Source organism: Rhizobium sp. AN68 (assembly GCF_030758035.1).
In the GTDB taxonomy this organism is placed as follows: Bacteria; Pseudomonadota; Alphaproteobacteria; order Rhizobiales; family Rhizobiaceae; genus Agrobacterium; species Agrobacterium tumefaciens.
The window spans coordinates 124,077-146,570 of the sequence record NZ_JARWMI010000002.1 but is presented as its reverse complement, the minus strand read 5'-3'; the positions used below and the strand labels follow the sequence as shown (position 1 = coordinate 146,570).

The following is a 22,494-nucleotide window of genomic DNA, read 5'->3' as shown; positions in this document are numbered from 1 at the left end:
CCCGGTTGCCAGGGACCCGCCAAAGTATCAGGGGGCGACGGGTTACTCTTACAAACCGCTTTTATCGTTTCGGTTCAATCTGGCTATAAGCGGTAGGGTTCGCACCAATCCATGTGCTGTGCGCCGAATTTTCGCGCTTGGGATAAAAGTATAGGGACAAAAGCGTTAGAGTTTGAGAGACGTTACTTGGCGGCCCCGTTTTCCGCCGCCAAATTGAGCCAGGCATGCACGTCGGTCGCTGTGATCCAGATCCGTCCATCGAACGCGAACATTCCCTTCTCGATTTTGGATGCCGCTATCGTTGCAAACACGTCGACGAATTGTGCCAGGCGTTGCGCATCGCACCGCGGTGGGGACTGGATGTCGTTCAGGGCATCTTGCGTCACATTGACGGGCTGCAGCCCTTTCTCGCCGTTCACGATGATGACGGCACGCTGCCTGACCATATGATAACCAACCGGAACGTTCGCAGATTCCATCTCCGTCTCCCTGGCATTGGTACCGGTCGTTTCTATTCTGTGGAGGAAATCGAGATCCTACCGATCGGAACGCCGGCAAACTCTTTTGATTGGTGCTGGTCCTACGAGACTGCTGGAGGGCACTATTGAGGATAGCAAATTGCGACATGGCGCTATAGCTCTCCAAAAGCGGTAGCTGCTTTCAGGGCCGCTCAAGCAGGGGCGTCGGAGACGCTCGTCTCTCTTAGTTGACGCTTCCTGTGACGACTGCCGCTGAAACAGGGTCTCTGCCGGATACCGACAGGCGGACGCGGACAACGTCTCCCGCCCGGACCTGCGTATGCTCGTCCGCAGCTGTTTCGCGGTATGTACCTGCAACCTGACGCACGATGAAGAATTTGGTCTGGATCATGTCCTCGAGGCTGGAAACCCGCCGCGCCGTCGAGCCGATCTCGGCCATGGATTGAAGGCTGAAGGCCAGCTTTTTCTTCAAACGCATGATGTCCAGGGAGGTTTCCCGCAATTCGGTTGCGGCGTCATTGTGCCTTTTGCTTTTCAGCTCCAGAATACGCCGCTCTACTTCGCTTTTGTTTTGTTGCGCGCGCGCCAGAAACGATGTCGATTCCAGCACCTGCTGGTTCATGGATAGTAGTTCGCGCTTACGCTCTCTCAGTGCTGATTCTGAGGCTGCGCCGCGCGTGACAAGTTCCTTCGAGGCGTTGACGTCCATGTCGAGCAACTCTAGTTGCTGGGTGCGCATGACGTTGCTTTTCTGGAGCGTGTCTATCTCCTGAATGAAGTTCTGTCGTTGGACCTCGAGGTTGGTCTTTTCGTCTTGCTGCGCCGAGAGGCGAAGGCGAAACAGACTTTTTTCAGATTCTACGATCTTCTCCAGTGCGGTACGATCCCGGACGAGTCCGATTTCGTCGCCCTTATATTCAAATTCCGTGTCGTTGAGTTCCGCTTCCAGTCGGACGCGCCGGATATCCTGCGACAGGAGTTGCATCGACATGTCTTCATATTCCTGCTGGGCAGAGATCAACTGTACGCCCGAGGTATCCCTCTGTGCATTCGACTCGCGCAATCCCCCGCCGAGTGCGAAGAGCTCAAGCACGATCATGCCGGGACGGTATTCATATTTTCCCGGCTTCTGGACGTCGCCGACAACGAAGATCGGAGCATATTCCTTGACCGCAACGGCAACGGAGCGGTTTGCCACATGGCTTGCCAGATCGCGGCTGATCCGCGCACCGATTTCGTTCACTGTCTGGTCGACCACGTTGACGTTGCCAAGAAGTGGATAACCGATCGTTCCATCTGCACTGACGGGGAAGAGGCCGGTCAGGCCCGGGTCGCCGTAGACGGAGATCGTCAAGACGTCGCCGGTAGCGACCTTGTAGTTCGTGCCATCTGCGGCGGCCGGTAATTGGCAAACGGCCAGAGACAGCAAGGTGGTGCTGGCCATCATCAGGGAAAAGCCCCTGGACCTTGTCACGAAGCGCATGTTTCACCTCTCGCTATGGACGACAGCCGGGGGGCGCAGACTTGTCGCCCGTTTCCGCAGCTTGAAATGAGTATTCCAGTCCCGGAAAATCCTCGGCCAGACCGGGGGGTGGCGCTTTCTCGGGCGTCGGATTCCGTTGAGGATGATGCCTGTGATCGGCCGTCCCGCGACCCGCAGCTTGATGACGGCATTTTTCATGCCCGTGCCATCTGCGACGTCCTGCCGGACCACGAACGATACGGCATCCGAGAGGGTGGCGATCCGCAACAGGTCCAGGTCATGGGAAACGGATGGGGCCTCGATCAATACCAGTTCGTATCGCTGTCTCGCCTCTGCAATCAGGCCGGCGAAGCGCTTGCTTCCAAGAACAAGATTTGGCGGCAGGTCGCTTTTCTCGGCGACGATGATATCGACCCCGGAGGCCTGATCGCGTTGGATGATGTCGTCCAGAGACACCTCACGGCTGACCGGCTGGCCAACATGCGACGTCGATCCCACATCGAATTCCCCCCCGAGAGCCGGGTTTCGCAGATTGGCATCGATCAGCAGCAGATTAACCCCGCTCATCGCAAGAGATCTGGCAAGATTGGCGATCACGAACGTCTTGCCTTCTCCATCTGCCGAAGAGGTGAAGGCTATCACTTTCGCCTTGCTCTCGGCCAACTGTATGTGGGTCTGAAGGTCGGCAAACGCGCTGTAGAAATCCGCCGCGCCGCTGCTGAATTTTCCGGGCGTATTCTGGAGCTCTCTGAAGGAAATGCGTGGAATGCTTCCGATGACGTTCAGTCCGGTTTTCTGTTGAAGAGACGTGATGGAGCCAACGGACCGGTCCGTAAAGTTCAGGATAAAAGCTGCCGCCAAGCCGGTGCTGCAACCAAGAAGAAGCGCGACCAGTGCCCACAGACGCTCGTCAGGACTGGTCGGTTTACGGGAAGGCATGGCGCTCGATATGATCCGCGCCTCGGCAGTTGCGATACCGTCCTGTTCGATGGTCTGCTTGTAGCGTGCAAGGTATGTCTCGTAGATCGAGCGGTTCGCTGCTGCTTCCCGGTCAAGTTGCCCGGATTGAACCATTGCCATGTCCGTCGTGGAAATGGCGCGTTGCACATCATTGAGGCTGGCCTCTACTTCCTGCCGCTGTTTTTCGTTGACCTCGATCTCGTTGCGCAATGCAGCGATGATCTGGGCGATCTCTGAATCGATCTGCTTGTTGAGTGAACTGAGCTGGGAGGATAACTGCGGCCGCTCTGGGCTCATGACGGCGCCGCTTTCATCGATCTGGGCAATGGCTCTGATGACCCTTGCCTGCTCCGCCCTTAAAAGCTGGATTGATGGTGAGGACAGAACTTCCGTAATCCCGAGCCCGTCACCGCTTTTCTGCAGTTCGAGTGCTGTGGCCAGGCGCGCCCTTGACCCCGCCAACTTGGCCTGTAGCGTTGTCAGCTCGACATTTAGACTTGAAAGACGCTGCGACTGCAACGGAAGACCACCAGTGTCTATCAATCCGGATTTTTCGCGAAATTGCGACGCCTGGCGTTCGGACTCCTCGAGTTCCGTCCGAAGACTGACCAGCCGTTCGCCGAGCCATGCGCTGACACGCCGGGTTGCCGTTGTCTGGAGGTCGATCTGATAGTCGATATAGGCTGCTCCGAAAGCATTGGCGACTTTCGCGGCAAGCGCCGGATCGTTGGCGTAATAGGATATGTAGATTGTATACGACCGGCCATCATTCATCACACGAACATTGGTCATGAGGTTATCGATCATTTTCGATGTCTCGGCGTCGTTGCCAAGCACGATCGCGTCGGCGTCCGCCCGGTCGGAGTTGGGTTGCCGCCCTTCGAGCAGTCGATCTTTTTGCAGGATGACGAGAACCCGTTCCGCCATGGACCTCGACCCGATGATGTCGAGTTCGGTTCGAAGCACCGGGCTTTCCTGAGGCAGCGGAGAGACCACGGATTCAGTGGGGAGCGCCTGAAGCTTACGGACATCAAGCGCAAGGGTTGCCTCGGCCTTGTAACGGATCGGGGTTCGCGCATAGCCGATTGCCGCGATTGCGAAACTGGCGAGAAAGCAGATGAAGACGGCTCTGCGCCGCTCCCGCAGTATGGATATGAAGCGGGAAATACCTTCCTGCTCAACCGGAGATGATGACGACTGGATCATGACGGTTCCTGCTGTAAGCGGGGCGTTCGGTAGCGGTCAGTGGATGTCGTGTGCTTAGCGGTCGTACGCCATGTCGCCAATCTTGCAGGCAACTTCCGTGCGGTTCGTTGCACCAAGCTTCTTCATGATATTGCGGATATGCACCTTTATGGTGCTTTCACAAAGGTTCAGCTCCAGAGCGATATCCTTGTTCGCCTTTCCGCACCGCAAGGCCTCCGCAATAGCCGATTGACGGCTTGTAAATTTCGTCGGAGGAACGGATGCGTGTGCAGTCAGGCCGAACAGACTTTTCATGTTCATGACGCTGCTGGCTGGTATGAAACGGCCGCCCGCGATTGCAAGACTGATCGCCTGGACGCAGACGTCGATGCTGACGGAACTCGATATGTACCCGCGCACGCCAAGAGCGATCGTATCCAGAATGGTATTGATATCCTGATCGTCAGAGAGCACGACGACGGCGGCCGGAGACACGGCAGCCACAATCTCTGCAAGATCGCGGTTTGTCTCTGCGGACGGACCGGGCCAGGCACTGACCAGAACTGCCGCAGGCATGCCGATTTCCGCGCGTGCCTGTTGCCATTCGCCGAGATTGGAGAAGGTCAGGATGCGCCTGTCCGCATATTGATAGTTGAGACTATGGGCGAGGCATTCCCGCTCCAGCATGCGACGATCTATGATGCCGATATAGCCAGCCGCACTTGCTGCGGCCTGCGGATGCAGTGTGCCTTCCGGCGGGTTTTCGGAGATGTGGTTCTGGATCATGACGACAATGCCCCCTGTATTGTTTTTGGTTTCTTTTAATTTCCGCAAAACGTCGATTTCGTACCGTAAACGGGCCTTCTGCCTGTTCAGGCGAACGTCAGCTTCCTGACGGTAAAGGCTTCCGCAAAACGTGTAGGCGCACGGCATTCCATTCCCCGCAGCCGCGCCAGACCGCGAAAGGTATCCGCATCGAACCAGTCCTTGGATCTCTGTGTTCCAAAATGCTGCAAGAGAAGCTCGACCTTCATGTTCATCGCGTCTTCGCTCAACGGCACGTAGGCGTTTCTTCTGCCGAAATCGCCGTCCCATTTCGGGATTTCGTATTCCATGATCAGGTGATTTCTGAAGATGTTGGATGTGAGCCTGTTGATTTCGCGGTGATCCTGATGCGCGTCCTCGCGGCTATGCGTGAATATGACGTCGGGGCTGACTTTGTCGCCCAATGTCAGCAGCCATGACTTGATCTCGCGGCTCTGCGAGGGAAAGTAGCTGTCCTGAAACGATGCCAGCTCAATTGAGTAGGATGCTGCTCTTGCAAGAAAAGCTTCGGCGGAACTGCGTGCCTCCAGGGCCCGCTCGTTCCCGGCACTGAGAACGCACCAATAGACATCAAGCAATACGCCCTTTGAAAGCAGGCTGAGGACCGTGCCTCCGACGCCGATTTCAATGTCGTCGGAGTGAGCTCCTAGACAAAGGATCGACAGGTGATCACCGGCGGAGGCGAGGGACATGTTTTTCATGGCAGCAGCTTCGTGTTTGACGACTTGCGTGCCATCGAGGCATCGTCTCCAATCCATGGCATGTCACCACGCTCTACCATTGCCTCCAACGTCTGCCAGTCGCGCAGCGTATCCATTGACCGCCAGAAACCCTCATGTTTGTAGGCCATCAATTTATCTTCAGAAATCAACCTCGAGAACGGTTCCAGCACGAGTTCCTCACCCTCGCGCATGTAGTCGAAAATTTCTGGTCGCATCAGGAAGTAGCCGCCGTTTATCCACATGTCGGATGTTTCCGACGACCGAAATTCCCGGACCCTTCCGCTCTCGTCGATCTCCGCCAGGTGGTAAGTGAGGGGCGGTCTGACAGCCAGAAAACAGGCGAGCTTGTCGCTCTTTTCGAATTGGGCAATCATGTCGTCGAGATCGACGTCGGTCAGGCCGTCGCTATAATTGGCAAGGAACATCTTCTCGCCCTTGAGATGATGACGTACGGCCCAGAGGCGCTCGCCTATATTGCGCCATATCCCCGTATCGATCAGGGATACGCGCCAGTCCCTTGGCAGTTCCTCGAGCAATTCCACGCGTCCGGGGCTCGATATGACGCAGTCGGCATAGCTTTCCGGCCGGCTGTTCAGAAAGAATTCTTTTATGACATGCGCCTTGTAGCCAAGGCAGAGGATGAAGTCCTCATGCCCGAAACGGGCGTAATATTGCATGACATGCCGCATGATCGGTTGAGACCCGAGCGGGATCAGCGGTTTCGGGACGCTTTCGGAATATTCCCTGATGCGAGTACCCCTGCCGCCACAGAACAAGACGACCTTCATTGTACCAACTCCCTCGGATCAATGATGGATATGTCGGGAATTGGAACGACGAATTTCCCACCCCAGTTTCTGATGTCGTTCATTTGTGCAACGATCTCATTCTTCAGGTTCCAGGGGAGAATGAGAACGTAATCCGGCTTCATGCGCTGGATTTCGCTCACGGGCCGGATCGGAATATGCATTCCCGGCGTGAGGCGACCATGTTTGTAAGGATTGCGATCGACTGCAAAATCGATGAAATCGGTGCCGATACCGCAATAATTCAGCAGCGTGTTGCCCTTTCCCGGTGCGCCATAGGCGCAGATCGATTTGCGCATCTCCTTGAGGCGGATGAGGAAAGACAGGAGGTTTCGCTTTGTCTGGCGCACGGCTTCGGAGAAGGCCGTATAGGTCTCTATTCTGTCGAGCCCGGCATTCAGCTCCCGTTCCAGGAGGCTATCCACGCGGGCTTCACGCGGGAACTTGCTGTCTTCGTGCGAGAAAAAGACCCGCAGCGAACCGCCATGTGTGGGAATCTCTTCGACATCGAAAACCTTTAACCCATGACGGCGGGCCATTTTTTCTATGGTCAGCAATGAGAAGTAGGAAAAGTGCTCGTGATAGATGGTGTCGAACTGGTTTTCCGCGATTAGCTTTTCGATATGCGGGAACTCAAGGGTGATGACGCCTTCAGGCTTAAGCAGCACTTTCATACCGGCGACGAAATCGTTGATATCAGGCACCTGGGCAAGGACATTGTTGCCGATGATGAGATCAGCTTTTTGGCCTCTGGCCGCCATATCGGTTGCTAGAGCCTCGTTGAAAAATTCAGTCAGTGTCGGAATACCTTTGCCGATCGCCACCTTTGCGACGTTGACCGCCGGTTCAATTCCGAGCATCGGGATGTTGCTGGTCAGGAAATGTTGCAGCAGGTACCCGTCGTTGCTGGCAAGCTCGACAACGAAACTGGATTCGCCAAGCGCGAAGCGCTCGATGACCATGTCGCAGTACCGCTTTGCGTGAGCGACCCAACTGTCCGAGAACGAGGAGAAATACGCGTACTCCGTGAAAATATTCTCGGGCGCTACATATTCCTGAAGCTGGACGAGGAAGCATTCGTCGCAAACGAATGCGTGGAGCGGATAAAACGGCTCGACGTCGTTGGCTGCGTCAGCTGCGACGAAGCTTTCGCAGGGCGGAGACATTCCAAGATCGACGAAGGTATGCACCAATGGCGAGCTGCAAAGACGGCAAAGCCCGACGTGATGCGTCGAGCTCAGTCTTGCAGAAAAAACTGCCTCATTATTCATCTGACGCCCCCTGATTTCATCGCATTGTCTTCGAGTGAATTTCAGAAAATTCTTTTATTAACTGGAAAAAATACTATGGATCGGGGTGGGTGACGATACTGCATTCGGCTCGAAAACGTCATCCATAAGCCGTAGGGTTATATTGGAATCCGCTAAAATTCGCTTCCGGCGGCTGGTTTCCGCAACCGAAAGGGTGACTTATTTGCCAGCCCGCCTTCAAGGTATGGTGCTGCCTATGGGTGTATTCCGGAGCCGCTGAAATGGCGGAGAATTCTTCTTGAATACGGGATTGCATCAGGAGCGCCGAATGCTGTTTGAGAAGACGAAAATCGAGGGGCTCTGGGTCGTCAAAACGGTGCCTGTGCGGGACAGTCGCGGCTCTTTTGCCAGGACGTTCTGCAAACGCGAATTTGAGAGCAACGCGCTGGTATCGGACTTCAGTCAGCACAGCCTTTCTCTATCGAAGCTGAAACACACGGTACGAGGGCTGCATTTCCAGCGACCGCCGCATCAGGAGACAAAGCTGGTTTCCTGCGTCAAAGGATCGATCTGGGATGTCGCCGTCGATCTGCGCCGGGGCTCGCCCACCTATCTGCAATGGGTTGGCACGGTGTTGTCGGCCGACAATGGCGCGCAGTTCTACATTCCCGAGGGTTTTGCACACGGCTTCCAGTCGCTCAGCGACGACGTTGCTGTGTCCTATTTGATTTCGGTGCCCTATGCCGAGGCAAGTGCGGCAGGGATCCGGTATGACGAGCCCGCGATAGGTGTAGAATGGCCTGCGCCGCCCTCGGTCATATCGGAAAAGGACCTCGGTTGGCCCGCTTTGCAATGAAGGTCTAGCGCGTCAGGAAACCGAGGTTCGAGACAAGGCCCGCCTCGAGCAGCCTGCCGGCAGCGCTCGCAATATCGACAAACGGCATTTTAGACCTTTCGGCGATATCCAGTAGTGAGTTGGTTCCATCGGCGAGGTTGAGTATCCATAGATAGGCCATGGTGCGGTCGTCATTCGTCTTATGGCCGCCTATCGCAGGAAAAAGCCCGTATTTTCCCAGCTGTGGCTCACCCTTGGGCCGAAGGTTCAACGGCGTCCAGTTGTCTTCGAGAGCATCGATCATGTCCATGATCATCCAAAAGGATGAGTCGAGATGTTCGGGCCGGATGAAGTCGAGATTATCGGCCGAGGTGTGATATTCGGGAAAGGTTCCGAAAGCGCTTCTTTGCAATAGTCCGACCGGCAGGTTGAAGCCCGGCGAACAGAACTGGCGCTCGTCATAGCCGTAGGGAATGAAGTCGGCGATTGCCAGATGTTTGCGATCCTCTCCGCAGCGGGTGCAGGCGGCGATCCGGTCGATCAGTGCATCTCCCCTGCGGCTGCGCTTGTAGTTCGGCCCGCCCCCGTCACCAATGCACGAAACCACAAGACCATGCGCAATGTTCGATATCCCGTCTTCGTTCTGCGCAAGCCATGACAGGGAGCCGATCGTTCCGGGTGCGAAGACGAACCTGTAGCTGTAATATGTGGACCTGCTTTTCAGGCCTGCAGCAAGACACGTCAGCAATGCCAGGCCGGAACAATTGTCGTTTGCGAGCGACGGGTGACAGATATGCGCGAAGAGAAGCACCTCTTTGGTGCTTTGTCCGATATGCAGATATTCGCCGTAATACAGATTGCCTGACGCTTTTTCGGTGTCGATGACGACCTCATAGTCGCCTTCCTCTAGCTTGAGGAATTCATGATGCGACATGCAAAAGCCCCAGGCATCCGTGTAATAGGCTGTTTTGTAAGGAATGAGATCGGGTTGTGCCGGCAAGGTGTAGATATGCGCTTGCAGTTCGGCCAGCGGCATCACGCGACGTTGAGGGATGCTGTAGCTCATGAGATGCAGGTTCGACATTTGAAAGTCGATCACCTTGCGTCCCGCACCGTTCTTCACATAGGCGTCCCGGACGTTCCATTCCTGGGGCACCGTCCAGTCGAAAACCCGCGTCCCGCTTGGGACGGCGCGCTGCTCGATATCGATATAGTCTTTAAGGATATCGATGGTGTCGCGCACGCCTTTGCCGGTGATGCTGCGACAGATCGGAAAGAGGCGGGAAGCCAGATCATGAATAGTCTGGCCGATACCTGCCTCTCTCCATGCATCGCCTGTCAGCTTTGCACCAGGCTCCATCTTGCCCATCCGGGCCTCCTGTTTAAACCGATGCCGCAATATCGGCGTTCTGGCGCGGCGCGGCCATGGGGCGGCGCAGGTTGATGTCGATATCCTTGTCGCCGATCAGCTTCTGGAGCTGGCCGATCCGCTGATAGTGCGGTCCCTCGAATTCGGCCATTGTCAGGCCGGCGCTCTTGTAGGCCCGGTAGAGTTGCTCGGCACCTGCGGCCGCCGTCCATGTCGGTTTGAACGCCGGAAGCGCACGGGCGATCTTGCCAAAATCGACGCGGTAGGAACGGGTATCGGGGCTTGCATCGCTCGCATATTGCAGCCGGCATCCAGGTACCGTGAGAGCGACGATTTCGGCGATCTCTCGGATCTGATAGTTGTGCGCATCCTGTCCGACGTTGAAAGCCTGATTGTGTATGGCATCGGTCGGCGCTTCGAGCGCAGCCAGAAAGGCGCGCGAAATATCCTCGATGTGAACGATTGGGCGCCATGGCGATCCGTCGGATTTCAGGAGGATCAGTCCTTCCGTCACCGCCCAAGCGGTCAGGTTGTTGAGGACGATATCGAAACGCAGCATGGGCGAAAGGCCATACGCTGTTGCCGGACGCATATAGACCGGCGAGAAGCCGGGGCTCGCGAGGCTTGCAATCTCCCGCTCCGCCAAGACCTTTGACGTGCCGTAGGCCGATACCGGTTTCAGCTCTGCCGTCTCGTTGACCAGTCCCTCGCCAGCGGCGCCGTAATTGCTGCACGACGAGGCGAAGATGAAACGCTTGACGCCGGCCTGTTTTGCGGCTCGCGCTGCCCGAACGCTGCCGCGGTAATTGATCTCATAGGTAATTTCCGGATTGAGATTGCTCAGCGGATCGTTGGACAGCGCCGCAAGATGAATGACAGCGTCGAAACCTTCCATATCCGAAGGCTGGATATCGCGGATATCCTTGCATACGCCGGGGACCTGCGGCAAAGGTCCGCCTGGAACATAAGCGCAGCGATGGTAGAATTCAGTGTCATAGCCGTGTACTTCGTGACCCGCCTTGCGCAGGATGGGTACCATGACGGAGCCGATATATCCGCGATGCCCGGTGACCAGAACGTGCATGAAATTTCCCCTCAAAATCTATTTTCGATTACAACGAGCGTATCTTTTCAGGCGAGATCGATGCACCGCGCAAAGCGGCTGTATCGATAATGCGAACGGTCTAGGTGCCCCGGCCGGTTAAGGCTTTCGGATGCTTTCCGATAATCCGGGCATGTCGGCCATGACCAACCCATGGCTGGCGTGATGCTGCGCGTTGCCGTTGAAACGCCTGAAGACAACCTCGGATGGGCGTCCCGTCAGGAATTTGTCGACGCCGTATTCCAGCGCTTTACGGTAGACGACGAGCGCTCCATCGATGGCGTCAAGCGTTTTGGCTATATCCTCGTCCTCATGCGTGTAGCTTACAACGAGAGACGGTGCGAGAAGGCCGCGACGGATGGTTTCCTGCAGAAACAGCGAGCGAAAAGCCTGAGACGGCTTTCCGGTCTGGTCCAGCGTGAAGTAGCTGAGGCAGGCGGAGTGGCCCTGAATGCCGAAGTAGGAATCCAGTCCGTGCGCAATTGCGATCTGGCTGATGGCGGCGCGCAGCGAATTTCCCTGTCGGACCAGATGTGGGACCACGGGTTCCTGCGTGTAAACTTTCATGGTCGCGATGGCCGCCGCCATCGCATGCGTTTCCGCGCCATGCGTCGTCGAAAGCAGGAAGACACGGGGGGCATCGGTTTGATCGATACCGCCTCGTTCCATGAACTCCCGCTTGCCGGCAAGTGCGGAAATCGAAAAGCCGTTCCCCAGCGCCTTGCCGAAACAGGATAGATCGGGGACGATATCGTATGTCTTCTGCGCGCCACCTGCATCCCAGCGGAAGCCGGTGATCATTTCGTCGAGAATAAAAAGCGCGCCGTTTTCGTGGCAAAGCTTCTGGAGTTTGTGAAGAAACTGGTCCCGAGGCGGATCACCGCGTGACGGCTCCAAAATAAAGGCGGCGATACGACCTGGAAAGCGGTCAAACAGACTGCGCGCACTCGCCAGATCATTGTAGCTGAAGCCAAGGACCAGATCCTGGATCGCCTGAGGAATGCCCGCATTCATCTCCGTTGTTCCGATGAACCAGTCGTCCGTCGAGAAAAAGGGGTGGTCGCTGCAGCGCGCGATCAGGTCACGGCCGGTAACAGCTCGTGCAAGTCGTATCGCGGCGGATGTCGCATCGGAACCGTTCTTGCAGAATTTGACCATTTCGGCCGTCTGGATCGTATCAAGGAAGGTCGAGGCGCAATCCACCTCGATCTTTGACGGGCGCGTGAAATTGCAGCCGCGGTATAGTTCCGCACGCGCCGCCTCTACGACGTCGGCATAGGCATGGCCAAGGCCGACAGCCCGATTGCCCATGCCATACTCGATGTATTCATTTCCATCGACATCCCAGACATGACAACCATATCCCCTTTCAATGAAGCCGGGAGACAGGACAGGGTACTGGTCGTCACCCTTTGCATAGGTATGTGCACCGCCCGGTATGATGTTGCGGGAGCGCTGGCGCAGACGATCCGAGTTTTCGAAATTTTCGACGAAAGTTTGCATGGCGCAATCCCGGGTCCATATGTCCAATGACCGTAGATTACCGTATCCGGCTCGGTGGCCGTTACCCCGTCTTTATGTTGGGAATGCTAGCCGAAAGGCTTAGAGGAGATGTACAGCCTTCCCGTCATAATCGCTCCGATGCGTCCGCATCATGCGGGGCCCGACACCCGCAGGCAATTATGGTTCTGCAATAGGTCCACCGCACGACACTTGATTTTAGTTTTTGAAGAGATCGGATATTTTGAAGATCACTTCTGTTCTGTTTTTGGCGCCTACTTTCTTCATGATATTGCGAATATGTACCTTTACGGTGCTTTCACGAAGATTGAGCTCATAGGCGATGATCTTGTTTGGCTTACCTTGCGTCAATGCGTTGATAACGTCGACCTCACGTTGGGTGAACATGGCCGTACGCTGGCGTTCCTTGTCTTCCGCAACCACGAGCAACTGCCTGAGATCGCTCAAATTTTCAGCTGATACGAAAGCGCCGCCTGCCAATGCAAGTGAGATGGCGCCCACGCAAACCGCCAGTCCTATCGACGAGGAGATGTATCCCCGAACGCCCGCGTCAAACGCCCTCATGACCTGACGCAGATCGCGGTTTTCAGCGAGAATGACGACCGGCAGATAGGGGAAATCGGCAATGAATTCCCGCAACTCATGAAGGGATACGTCATCGCAAAAATCGCTGCGACCGACGTTGACCAGGATGCCGCTATGCTGGCCGTTTGGAGCATGTCTCCAGTCGTCGAGTGATGAAAACAACTCGACTTCCATATCAAGGCCGTATGCGATCAGGCTCTGAGCCAGACACTCACGGTCGAGCGCACGGTCGTCGATGATCGCCAGCTTTCTGACCGAAGTTTCCATAGGTTTCGAGTGCGCAACCACATGGAAATTTGATGAGAATTGGCTATGTCCGTTGTTGGGAACTGATGTCAGCATGGTATGTCCTATCCGCGCTAAAGAGTGCTTTGCGGATCTGTCTGGCTTGGCAGAGACGCAACCGAAGATTTTCTTTCTAAGATCTCGGCACCACGGAAGTTTGAAGTAATTCAACCCGGAACGCCGTCATCAATCAGAACTTCGGAAGCTACTCTGTTGCGGTCTGGATTTTTCGGAATTTAAAAATCGGCCAGAAATCAACAGACGTGGCACTACCCGAATTTCGACTCCGGCATCCTACAATGGAGTATCGCAACTGGAAAAGGTTCGGAAATTACTCACTTTTGATTGAGATTTCGAGCGGGCGTTCAATCTGGCATGATGTGGGTAGACAACCAGACACGCCATAACTGTTGAAATATAATTCTTTCAGGCCATCATCATGTTTTGCGCGACACCACTAACTATAATGGATGAATTATAATCGCGGCCGGATTGATTTATCATCCTCCATTCGTGCTTTTGTTCGCGATGTCAGCAACTTATGCGTGTTAATCGTATTTTGAAATTGCATCTCACGACAATCGGACGCGCTGCGCCCCGCATGTGACGGGGAATGGTGACTATGTATCCCTGACCGATGATCTCAAGGCCTTGATGGCTGCTTTCAAGACTTGTTGACCCATAACGCCTGACGCTTCGCAAGGGTCGATCTCTATTTGGAATGCGCGTCAATTTTAACGAGAGTGAATATGGCGGAACGCGGCGAGGATAGTAACAAGGTTCCTTCTACTTTCGAGGTAGACACCGGTTCGATGTCCGGATCACAGGAAGGACGTCCTGTTAGGATGTTCCCGATTGTCGGCGTCGGTGCTTCATCGGGTGGACTGAATGCGTTCAGAGCCCTGCTCAAAGCGTTGCCTGAAAAAACCGGCTGTGCGTTTCTTCTCGTTCAGCATCTTGACCGGTCGCATGAAAGCATGCTCGCAGAACTTCTGGCGAGCGAAACGACTATGGTCGTAACGGAGGCTGTCAACCTTGCCTTGATAGAGCCCGAGCACGTCTATGTCATTCCACCAAAATTCCTGATGTCGGTTGACGGAGGAAGGATATATCTGTCGCCCCGGCGGGAACTGCATGAGGCACCTCTGCCGTTTGATTTTCTCCTGGGTTCTATGGCCAAGGAATTCGGGCCGTGGGCGATAGCCGCTGTCCTGTCCGGCACGGGGTCAGATGGCTCATCCGGCGTCCAGCAGATCAGGGATTTCAAGGGACTTGTTCTGGTCCAGGAGCCTCAAGAGGCACAGTTTGGCGGCATGCCCGAAAGTGTCATTTCGCTGGGCATTGGCGCTACGGTTTTACCGGTCGAAGAGATGCCTGCGGCCATCGCCAAACATATTGCGCTTTTGTCGCGGCTTCGAGCCGATCACTCGATAGAGCGCCGAATGCCCCAGCTAGGCCGGATCATCGAGATATTGAGGGTTTCCACAGCGAATGATTTTTCGGCCTATAAACATGGAACGATGCAGCGCCGGGTCGAAAAACGCATGGCGGTTCTCGGTATCGAGATTGAGAAGATAGACCGGTATCTTGAGATTCTCGAAAGCAGCGAAGACGAGCGGCAAAATCTCGTCAGGGATCTCCTGATCAACGTCACCAGCTTCTTCCGCGACGGGAAGGTGTTCGACTTTCTACGCGATACCATTATTCCGGATATTCTCCATGCAAAAGCGGCTCACGAAGCAGTGCGGGTCTGGGTCGCTGGATGCAGCACGGGGGAAGAAGCATATTCTCTGGCTATTCTCTTCCTCGAGCTCATTCAGTCCATGGGCCTTCGTCTCCAGTTTCAGATGTTTGCCTCGGACGCTGATAGCGAGGCGGTGGCAATTGCCAGAGATGGACATTATTCACATGAGGCGACCAAATCGCTGCCGCCCGACTTGCTGGAAAAATATTTCGTAAGGGATGACAACGGATACACCGTGACGGCCCAACTGCGTGGGGCGGTGGTATTTACCGTGCAGAATGTCCTCAGCGACCCACCGTTCTCACGGATCGATCTGATTTCATGCCGCAACTTGTTGATTTACCTCGAAGCGGAAGCCCAAGCCAAGGTTTTGTCGCTTTTCAGGTTCGCCCTGCGGGAGAACGGCATTTTACTGGTCGGAAAATCCGAAACCGTTGGCGGAATGGATGACCGTTTCAAGCTGATTTCGGAATCCGAAAGGGTATATCGGCGTATCGGGCCGCCGGTTTTCGGTGATCTTAATTTCGGTGCGGTTGCGGGCGGAAATGTCAGAATTCCCTCTTCGCTAGGAAAGGTGACTTCAGCGTCGAGGCACAGTGCGCTTGCCGAGGCGGTTTCCCAGGTTCTGCTGGGTAGCTACGTGCCCGCCGCAATCCTCGTCAATCGGAAGTATGAGTATCTCTACTCCATCGGCCCGACAGCAAGGTTCCTGCGGATCGCTTCAGGCCCGGCATCGCATGACCTGTTCGCCATCACACCGACGGCGCTCCATAATAAGATCAGGTCTGCGATCCACCATGCGAGCCGGGATCAAAAGCCGTTCGTAGCCAAAAATGCAAAACTCGACAGCAACGGCGCACACATCGAGTTCAACATTCATGTCGAGCCGCTCTTCAGTCAGGGTGAAGAGCTGTTCCTCATATGTTTTGTGGAGGATGCTGCGCAGGCCAACGGTGTTGTCCGATCGCAGAAATCATCAACGACAGATGCGTCGCCCATTACCGAGCTTGAATTCGAACTGGAGGAGACACGGGCGGAATTGCAGGGCGCCATACGCAATCTGGAAATTGCCAGCGAAGAACAGAAGCAGATCACCGCCGAAGCGCTGTCTCTGAATGAGGAGTATCAGTCGACGAATGAGGAACTCTTTACTTCGAAAGAGGAACTGCAATCCCTCAATGAAGAGCTGACAGCCCTCAACAATCAATTGCAAGAAGCACTGGAGCGTCAGCGGGCAGTTTCCAACGATCTGCAAAATGTCCTGTACAGCACGGATGTCCCGACGCTCTTTCTGGATTCCAGCCTTCGTATACGGTTCTTCACACCGGCCACCCGTTCGGTATTCAACATCATATCCTCCGATGTCGGCCGTCCCCTCTCGGACCTTAGCGGCTTTGATGGCGACATTACGCTTCAAGTCGACGCAACGGCGACGCTGCTCCGAGGCAACACAATCGACCGAGAGATAGGAGGACCCGATGGTCGCTGGTATGTCCGCCGCGTCAAACCCTATCGCGGCGCGAGCGAGGCAATCGACGGAGTGGTCATCACCTTCATCGATATAAGTGCCCAGAAACAGGTTGCCGAAAGCAGGGAAGCTGCCAAGAAATTCGCCGAGCGGGCGACCGAGGCCAAGTCGCAATTCCTGTCTGCGGCAAGCCACGATCTGCGTCAGCCGCTGCAAACCTTGAAGCTGTTGCACGGGCTTTTGGAAAGGAACGTGGCTGAAGGGCAAGCACGCACTTTCGTCCAGAGGATGGGGGAGACGCTGTCCTCGATGCTGGGTATACTCAACTCTGTTCTTGACATCAACCAGATCGAAGCGGGGATGGTGGAACCGCAGATCGTGAGCTTTGCGATTGGCGATCTTCTGGGAAGGCTCTTCAAGGAATTTTATTATCCCGCTCGGGCGGCGGGGCTGCAACTCCGTGTCGTACCGTCCAGCCTTGCCGTTCGCACCGATCCCCGCCTGTTCGAGCAGATCGTTCGCAACCTTTTATCCAATGCACTGAAATACACGCCGAGCGGAAAAATTCTGGTCGGTTGTCGCCGGGTCGATGCAAAGGTTCGGTTCGAAGTGTGGGACACCGGTATAGGCATTCCCGAAAACCATATAGAGGAAGTCTTCCAGGAATACCATCAACTCGACGCATCTGCTGGCGCGGAAGACCGGGGTTTGGGGCTGGGATTGTCAATCGTCAAGCGGCTGAGCGAACTTCTGGGACTGAAGATAGCGGTGCGGTCGCGATTGCATGAAGGTTCCGCATTCATGATCGAAATCGATCGGGCGCCGGTAGGGGAGCCGCTTGCGCCATTGCGTGCGCCAGTCGATGACAATTCGCGTCAAGCGATCGCCCTGTCGTCCGCGTCGATTTTGATCATCGAAGACGAAAACGGAATGCGCGATCTGCTCAAGATCGGTCTGGAGCAGACTGGATACGTGGTCGCTGCGACCTCAACTGCTGCCGAAGCGATCGCGATTGTTCGAGGGCTGAAGTTCATGCCCGACGTTGTTCTCGCAGACTACAATCTTCCTACAGGCGGGAATGGCATAGCTGCGATTGAAGATATTCGGCAAGCACTCCGCCAAAATGTTCCGGCACTCATTCTCACTGGCGATATTTCAAGCAAGGCCCTGAGGGATTTTGCTCAGCACGAAATTCCTTATCTGCACAAGCCGGCGAAACTCAAGGACGTCATGCAGATGGTGGAGACACTGGTCGTTCGCCAAAACGGCGAGAGAGCAGGTCACATAAGCGAACCTGAATATATGGAGCCGATGACGGGCAGGCTCATCGAAGTCATAGACGACCAGCAGGACATAAGAGACAATTTGCGCGCTCTGTTCGAAGGAGAAGGCTGGGTGGTCGCAACCTATGTTTCGGCAGAAGAGTATCTTGCAAACTACAAGCCCGACAGATCAGGTTGTCTGCTTGTCGATGCGTATCTCCCCGGCATGGTCGGCATGGAGTTGTTACGTTTGCTGAAAGAAAGACATCATCGGTTTCCGGTGATTGTGATCACGGGTCGCAGCGATGTCCGTATGGCAATCAATTCGATGCGATATGGAGCGGCCGATTTCATCGAGAAGCCTTTTTCTTACCAGGAAATATATCGGAGCGTGCAGTCGGCCCTCGAGCGATCGCGTGATGCGAACGAGCGCGAAGAGCGGCGTGAAACAGCTCGAGCCACGCTGGCGATGCTTACTCGCAAGCAACGTCAGATCCTTGACCGAATTGTTCAGGGGCAGGCCAACAAGGTCATTGCAGCCGATTTGAAGCTTAGTCAGCGCACTGTCGAGAATCATCGCGCCTCAATAATGCGCCGAACGAAATCCACTTCGTTGCCGGCGCTCTTGCGGCTTGTCCTGAATGCAGAAGAATAGGCCTTCATCATCGAAAATTTGGCCGGTCGATCACTATCGGCGGGCGATCGCTGCGCGAATTCGATGCAACGCATCAGGTCGGCGCACAAGATAACTTACCGGCGGCAGAAACGCTGAAGCGGGTCTCAGGCGGAAAGCCTGTGCGAGAAGGGCACCCGCGCCGGGCCGGCGCCGGACCAGATTGGAAAGCGCACACCAATAGGCGCGATCGCTCAGGCTCGCGCGACCGCGCCGGAGCAGGGTTTGGGCATCGGCAAGCAAAGCCCCTTCATTGCCAAAGAAGCTTTCGAGCGCGGCTTCGATTTCGGTATTCCAGGCAAGGACGTTATCAAGGATGGCCGACTGGTTGGCACCGTGGATACGGGTGAAATTCTGCACGGCGTCAAGTTCGACGATATCGCCCAGAACTGCGAGCCGCATCCACATCTCGACATCGTCAGTATGGCGCAGTGCTGGCCGATAGTGACCGGCATGTTGTTGAATGTGTGTTCTGGTGACAGCGAGTGGGCCTGGCACCGGGCTGCGTCCCGTCGCGCAAATTTTGGCGATGAAGTCCATGCCCCGATGAAGCTGCATGCCATTGGCGTCGCTGCGAAGGCCCGATTCTATTTCGGCGTCGTCACGGAAGAAGGCGGTGCGCCCGAAGGCCATGTGCGCGCCGGGGTGATTGTCGAGCGCCTCCATCGCGCGCGCGAGTGCTCCCGGCGACAGGACATCGTCGGCGCAGATGATGGCGAAATAGTCGGCCCGGGCCCAATCAATGCCTTCGTTGAAAGACGCGTGACCGCCAAGATCTTTGGCCGCAGGCACGTTTCGATACGGGGATTTGTTGTCGCGAGAGACCGGGCGACCGCGACACTTTCGTCTGTGGAGGCGTTGTCGATGATGAGGATACGCATGTCCGGGATGTTCTGGCCAAGGACGCTTTCTACGCATCCCTCCAGAAAGCGACCGTAATTGTAGTTGGGGATCACGATATCGATGCTGCTCATGGTTCCACCGCTGCGGGAACGACGGTGTCGGAAATGGAAGCCGATGCAGGAGGTTTTCCGATCCTGCGCAGACGCCCGGCAAAAGCATCGAGCGTCGAACGTATTTCGCTGACGAGTGGGTGACGCAGAAGAAACAGGCAAGCGGCCCAGCCTGTTACCGAAAGGAGGGGCGGCGCCGCCAGTCTGGGCGAGGGAGTAATCAAAGCGGAATCCCATCCAGGCAGATATGGCAAGCGGCCCCACAATCGCGGCAAGGGTCACGGCGGCACTCGGCCCGATGGCTGCGAACAGTTCGGGTAATTTAAAGTGCGCATGGCGTCTGACGAGATAGAAGGCGACGAGCATCTGGAAGGGCAGCGTGACGAACTGGCTCAGCGCTACCGCGGTCAGGCCGAAGAAGCTGGCAGAGCAGAGCACAATTGCCGAGACGCTGCGGCAGACGAAATTGCCCAGGAAAGCCTCCCGGTTGGCGTTTAGAGCGATCAGCAGCGGCGTTGTCAAAACCATGGGAAACCAGAAGATCGACGCAAGCGCGAGAATCCGGGTGATCGGTACGGCGGCGAGCCACTGGTCTCCAAGTGCAAGGCGCACGATGGGATCGGCGAGAATGGCCACCATGATCAGCGACGGCCAATACAGCACGGTGATGTAACTGAGGGCGCGCAGGTAGGACCTGCGGACGTCTCCACCTTCGCGAACTTCGGCGGCGAGTGCCGGGAAGGCGAAGGAAAAGATTGCTGAGAGGAAAATGCGATCGGGAATGGAGCAAACTGTATTGGCGCGATTGTAGATCGCGACCGCTGTCGGTGTCATGGCAAAGCCGAGCACCAGTTGCGGCAGGGACTCGTACAATTTGTCGACGATGGTTGCAGCGCCCCTGTAACGGCCGAAATCGGCCATACGGCGCCACGACTTGAGCGAAAGGCGTGCTGTACGCTGGGCCGGATCGGCATAGGCGGCAAGGGCGCTGGCAACGCTGTTGCCGACGAGCAGGCCGAGCGCGAAGCTGACGAAGCCCCATCCATTGCTGGCAGCGAAGATCGTCACGACAGCCATAGCCACGAGGCCGATGGTTCGGACGCGTGCGATGGTGCCGAATGCCAGCCGTCGACGCAGCATTGAAAACGCCGGCATGCCCAGGCTTTCGGCCATGACGGCGGCAATTGCGAGGATAAGATAATGCTGGAGACCGGGCTGGTGGTAGAAAATCGCCAGATAGGGTCCGCATAGATAGAGAACGATCCCGAGAATGCCGCTGACGAGGAGCAAGAGTGTAAGCGACGTGTTGATGTCATCGCGTTCAACGACATCGAGCTGAATGAGGAAATCGGACGAAACGAATTCGCGAAAGGCGAAGATCACCGACGTCACCCCGTAGCCGATGACGGCAAAGCCAACTTCCGCCGGCGACAATAGTCTCGATACGATCGCGATCAGAGCGAGATTGATCGCAATTCCGAGGTGCTGTTCCAGCATGGCCATGAAAAAGGCGCGGCGGACTTTGTGCATCGAGGGCTCCGACAGCGTCGCCGATAATCGACGGTAGCGTCAAATCTAGAGTGGAGACTTGGATCTTGGAAATCTGACCGTTGGGATGGCAGCCGGATCCGTAGGTGTAGGCCGTTTGGAGAATGTCCGTTGAAGGGCGTGCGACATTGTGCGCACTACTCCCGTCGAGTGTTGAAGAGCCTCGGTATTACGTCGAAAGCATTAGGCTGCGTGACACCTTTGCTAAGGCGTAACGCTCTGCGGCGTTGCGACGGCATCAGTTGAGAGAAATTCCCGGCCGAGTAGCGCCTCTTGCTCGGAAAGCTGGCGCTTGAAGCGATCATTGGCGCGGTCGATCCGCTGTCTTACCGCCCCGGCTCCAGCGAGTATCTCCTTCACCAGCTCGATAACTTCCTCGACTTCGAACGTGTCGATGTGTCGGGCAAATTTCTCCTGGTCGAAATCGTTCATCAGATCATCGAACTTTCTGGCATAACCTATTGATATCGTCGGATTTCCGAGTTTCAGGGAACAGACAACTCCATGATATCTCGACACCACCGCAAGGTCGATTGCTGCCATCTGCTGCATGATATCGCGCAGCGTTGCGGCCGAGCTGATGTCGATCTTCGCCAACTCGTCCTCGGAGAGCATATCCGTCAGCAGAAACATCAGATCCGCGCAGGCGACCCTGTCCGTAATGTCTCCCATCAAAAGGGTGATGCGATGGCCTTCACCGATCAACCAGCTCACGAGCCGTGAGAGCTTGTGGATGTAGGTCTTGTAAATCCTGGCGGCCTCGGGATCGTTGTGACGCCAGCCGCGATAGTCCATGACGCCGACGCCTATTCTCATTACGCCGTCGGCGGGGCTCTGCCGGTGGGGGACATGAAAAGGAAGATCAAAGGCGATATCGGGGTAACGGTGGTCTCGCGACACGTCGACACCGATCGTTTTCATGTAGTTGAGCGAGAAATCGTCCCGGTAGGATCGATAGGAGGCCATCTGTGCGGCAGAGCGCAGGAACCAGCGGCTGAGACGGCTTTTCATCGGGCCGGCGCCGATGCTGACGAAGGCGATCCGTGTGTTGCGAAGGCGTGCAACGAGACACCAGCAAAACACGACAAAGGGCCAGCCGAACCACTTTTCCTGAAAATCATCGAGAATGCCGGTCCCCGGTATGATCATCAGGTCAGCCTTGTCGAAACTAAAGAGGGAACTGACCAATAGCATGAGCCGTGAAGGCACCTTGCCGAGTAGCTTGTCCAGTTGCCTCATCCATGCATTCGTCAGGGGAGGCCCCCCAACACCCATCGCAGGAATATTGAACTTCGCACTTACGACTGTCGGACTTGCACAGATACACAACAGATCGGCATCGGGCCTCATCCTGCGCAGATAAAGGAGCATGGCTTCCAGCGATCCGTCATTGCCCGAATTACCAGAGCCAAATTGTCCAAGGAGAGTGATCCTCATTT

The 22,494-nt window shown here is 55.8% G+C and carries 14 protein-coding genes and 1 pseudogene; 2 read left to right on the top strand and 13 right to left on the bottom strand.

Annotated elements, in window-relative coordinates; genetic code table 11:
• Window positions 1-182 precede the first annotated feature (182 nt).
• From RBH71_RS04145 to RBH71_RS04115, 7 genes are all read right to left on the bottom strand, one after another.
• Window positions 183-479 carry a hypothetical protein gene (locus tag RBH71_RS04145; RefSeq protein ID WP_065663102.1) on the bottom strand — a complete coding sequence of 99 codons (297 nt, stop codon included), beginning with the start codon at window positions 477-479 and terminating at the stop codon, window positions 183-185.
• Between the two features lie 223 nt (window positions 480-702).
• Window positions 703-1,926, bottom strand: a complete 1,224-nt coding sequence (locus tag RBH71_RS04140; RefSeq protein WP_323687156.1) for a polysaccharide biosynthesis/export family protein — start codon at window positions 1,924-1,926, stop codon at window positions 703-705.
• A gap of 39 nt (window positions 1,927-1,965) precedes the next feature.
• Window positions 1,966-4,128, bottom strand: coding sequence for a polysaccharide biosynthesis tyrosine autokinase (locus tag RBH71_RS04135; RefSeq protein WP_323687155.1), 2,163 nt, complete (start codon window positions 4,126-4,128; stop codon window positions 1,966-1,968).
• A 54-nt stretch (window positions 4,129-4,182) separates the two neighbouring features.
• Window positions 4,183-4,893 carry a response regulator transcription factor gene (locus tag RBH71_RS04130; RefSeq protein ID WP_065663168.1) on the bottom strand — a complete coding sequence of 237 codons (711 nt, stop codon included), beginning with the start codon at window positions 4,891-4,893 and terminating at the stop codon, window positions 4,183-4,185.
• Between the two features lie 86 nt (window positions 4,894-4,979).
• On the bottom strand, window positions 4,980-5,633 hold the full coding sequence (locus RBH71_RS04125) for a PIG-L deacetylase family protein (protein ID WP_323687154.1): 654 nt from the start codon (window positions 5,631-5,633) through the stop codon (window positions 4,980-4,982).
• Entirely contained in the window at window positions 5,630-6,442 is an 813-nt protein-coding gene (locus tag RBH71_RS04120) for a glucose-1-phosphate cytidylyltransferase (protein WP_019566371.1), read from the bottom strand. The genes RBH71_RS04125 and RBH71_RS04120 overlap by 4 nt, the downstream gene beginning before the upstream one ends.
• Window positions 6,439-7,731 carry a methyltransferase domain-containing protein gene (locus RBH71_RS04115; protein ID WP_111801551.1) on the bottom strand — a complete coding sequence of 431 codons (1,293 nt, stop codon included), beginning with the start codon at window positions 7,729-7,731 and terminating at the stop codon, window positions 6,439-6,441. The genes RBH71_RS04120 and RBH71_RS04115 overlap by 4 nt, the downstream gene beginning before the upstream one ends.
• A 307-nt stretch (window positions 7,732-8,038) precedes the next feature.
• Between RBH71_RS04115 and rfbC the strand changes: the two genes are divergently transcribed.
• Complete coding sequence (rfbC, locus tag RBH71_RS04110) at window positions 8,039-8,566, top strand: dTDP-4-dehydrorhamnose 3,5-epimerase (RefSeq protein ID WP_111801552.1); 528 nt, start codon at window positions 8,039-8,041, stop codon at window positions 8,564-8,566.
• 4 nt (window positions 8,567-8,570) lie between these two features.
• On the opposite strand, the gene RBH71_RS04105 is transcribed toward rfbC, so the two are convergent.
• The 4 genes from RBH71_RS04105 to RBH71_RS04090 all read right to left on the bottom strand — a co-directional run bounded on the left by RBH71_RS04105 (window position 8,571) and on the right by RBH71_RS04090 (window position 13,464).
• A complete protein-coding gene (locus RBH71_RS04105) occupies window positions 8,571-9,914 on the bottom strand; it encodes a DUF4910 domain-containing protein (protein WP_111801553.1) in 1,344 nt (447 codons plus the stop codon).
• 13 nt (window positions 9,915-9,927) lie between these two features.
• Window positions 9,928-10,998: an NAD-dependent epimerase/dehydratase family protein gene (locus RBH71_RS04100; protein WP_003517624.1), complete on the bottom strand. Its 1,071-nt coding sequence runs from the start codon at window positions 10,996-10,998 to the stop codon at window positions 9,928-9,930.
• Window positions 10,999-11,115: 117 nt separating this feature from the next.
• Complete coding sequence (locus RBH71_RS04095; RefSeq protein WP_111827714.1) at window positions 11,116-12,519, bottom strand: glutamate-1-semialdehyde 2,1-aminomutase; 1,404 nt, start codon at window positions 12,517-12,519, stop codon at window positions 11,116-11,118.
• Window positions 12,520-12,735: 216 nt separating this feature from the next.
• Entirely contained in the window at window positions 12,736-13,464 is a 729-nt protein-coding gene (locus RBH71_RS04090; RefSeq protein ID WP_038493595.1) for a LuxR C-terminal-related transcriptional regulator, read from the bottom strand.
• A 692-nt stretch (window positions 13,465-14,156) separates the two neighbouring features.
• Between RBH71_RS04090 and RBH71_RS04085 the strand changes: the two genes are divergently transcribed.
• Window positions 14,157-18,536 carry a CheR family methyltransferase gene (locus tag RBH71_RS04085; protein ID WP_323687153.1) on the top strand — a complete coding sequence of 1,460 codons (4,380 nt, stop codon included), beginning with the start codon at window positions 14,157-14,159 and terminating at the stop codon, window positions 18,534-18,536.
• Between the two features lie 33 nt (window positions 18,537-18,569).
• Here RBH71_RS04085 and RBH71_RS04080 read toward each other — a convergent pair.
• Window positions 18,570-21,004: pseudogene (locus tag RBH71_RS04080) on the bottom strand (oligosaccharide flippase family protein).
• 255 nt (window positions 21,005-21,259) lie between these two features.
• Window positions 21,260-22,492 (bottom strand): polysaccharide pyruvyl transferase family protein, encoded by a 1,233-nt coding sequence (locus tag RBH71_RS04075; protein ID WP_112360988.1) that lies wholly within the window; start codon window positions 22,490-22,492, stop codon window positions 21,260-21,262.
• Window positions 22,493-22,494 lie beyond the last annotated feature (2 nt).